The 1,500-nt window shown below is 39.0% G+C and carries 3 protein-coding genes; all 3 read right to left on the reverse strand.

Annotation, left to right across the window (positions count from 1 at the left end; genetic code table 11):
* Positions 1-38: 38 nt before the first annotated feature.
* Genes TRESADRAFT_RS16535 through TRESADRAFT_RS15835 form a run of 3 tightly spaced genes read right to left on the reverse strand, consistent with a single transcriptional unit; the run spans position 39 to position 1,209 of the window.
* A complete protein-coding gene (locus TRESADRAFT_RS16535; protein WP_002701587.1) occupies positions 39-749 on the reverse strand; it encodes an alpha/beta hydrolase in 711 nt (236 codons plus the stop codon).
* On the reverse strand, positions 750-923 hold the full coding sequence (locus tag TRESADRAFT_RS15830; RefSeq protein ID WP_245534308.1) for a hypothetical protein: 174 nt from the start codon (positions 921-923) through the stop codon (positions 750-752).
* A gap of 10 nt (positions 924-933) precedes the next feature.
* Entirely contained in the window at positions 934-1,209 is a 276-nt protein-coding gene (locus tag TRESADRAFT_RS15835; RefSeq protein ID WP_002701589.1) for a hypothetical protein, read from the reverse strand.
* Between the last annotated feature and the right edge of the window lie 291 nt (positions 1,210-1,500).

The following is a 1,500-nucleotide window of genomic DNA, read 5'->3' on the forward strand; positions in this document are numbered from 1 at the left end:
CATCTCCGCAATTTTTCCCTGAAGTAAAGCAATGTATCTCACTTTTGTCTCCCAATCCATTCATCAAGGAACTTCATCTCTTCTTCTGTATGAAACCAGTGCTCGCCGCCCTTCATTACAGTAAGAGTTGCGCCCTGCTTTTCGGCAAAATCCTTAATCGTTTCAAGCGAAGTGAGGTTATCATTTTCGCCATATAAAATTGAAGTGGGAACCAGCCAGTTCAGAGGATGCTCCCTCACATAGCACAAATATTCCCAGGAAAGTTCTTCTCCGAAATCCGTGGGAATGATTTTTCTTTGCTCAAGTTCCGCTTCAGTCACATTTGCCCACTTCATCATATCGCAAATCAGTTTCTCCATATTCACAACCGGCGAAATGAAATATGCTTTTTCAATCAGCCTGTTCAGATTCGCATTCATACTAAAAAATGCACCGATACTGTTTGCAATCAGAATAATGCCCTCAAACTCTGTTTTGAGACTAACGACTACCTCGTGAATTTCCTTCCCCGTTTCCCAGGGAGAAAAAGTCTTACAGGGAACTTCGAAAAACTTCAGTTTTTTGAAGTTCTCACCTTTAAAATCGCGTTCAGCGAAGGCTGAACGACGGGTGTCGCGGGAAACTGACAAATTTTTTCGTGACACCCTATAATCCAGCCCAATCACTTTGCAATCTGGAAAGAGCCTTTCATAATGGGTACTTTCAGATGCATTTCCACCCTTTCCGTGGATGTATAAAACTGTTTTCATTTATTTCCTTTTCTTTGCTTCTGGCAATTCAGCATACATACCTTCCAGAAGTTCCTGAATCAGGGCTTTATCATCAAAAAAGTCAAATACATGCATGAGGGTTTTTGATTCTTCATAGGGGTAACGCAGTTCAGAATCTGCAAGCAGCCTGTCCGATGTCGGTGTTCTCTTCAAAAACAGCTCATCACTTCAATTCTAAATAGTCTTCTATTTTTTTGTTGATCGTTTCACAAAGCTTCAATTCATTCTCTAAGAGTACATCCTTTCCGTCTATTACGGAAGTTGAAGGATGTACTCTTTTATTTGCTTTTGCAATCTTTTCTATATTTTCAATTGTTATTTCGTACATATTTTCATCAAGAAAAGCTCCAGGGAACTCTTTTTGTAGTTCCTTATACTCTTTTCTTTTGAAAAGTGTTGGACAAGTTTCCTTGTCCCAAGATAAAATATATTCATTCATATTCGCTCCTGTTTTATCATTTCCTAGAAGAATCGAACTTCTGTTCTTAGGATGAAAACCTAACGTCCTAACCACTAGACGAAGGGAACATAAGCAAGGTGAATCATAAGTCTAAACTAAGAACAATTGTGTTGTATCACCTTCCGTTTTCGGAAGGGCGGCCAGTAACTCTACTTTATTAGAGTGTTACGATGTCTTTTGTACCTACAAGTTTTTCCTGTAAATCAGGCTTTTCCTGACAGAGCAGACAATTTTCAAATTGTTTTTCCGTCAAAATCAGCATTCGTACTT

This window comes from Treponema saccharophilum DSM 2985, assembly GCF_000255555.1.
Taxonomy (GTDB): Bacteria; Spirochaetota; Spirochaetia; order Treponematales; family Treponemataceae; genus Treponema_D; species Treponema_D saccharophilum.

Bases quoted from the DNA above. Each gene is read 5' to 3' on its own strand.
- TRESADRAFT_RS16535 (WP_002701587.1), bottom strand. From the start codon at position 749: ATGAAAACAGTTTTATACATCCACGGAAAGGGTGGAAATGCATCTGAA.
- TRESADRAFT_RS15835 (WP_002701589.1), bottom strand. From the start codon at position 1,209: ATGAATGAATATATTTTATCTTGGGACAAGGAAACTTGTCCAACACTT.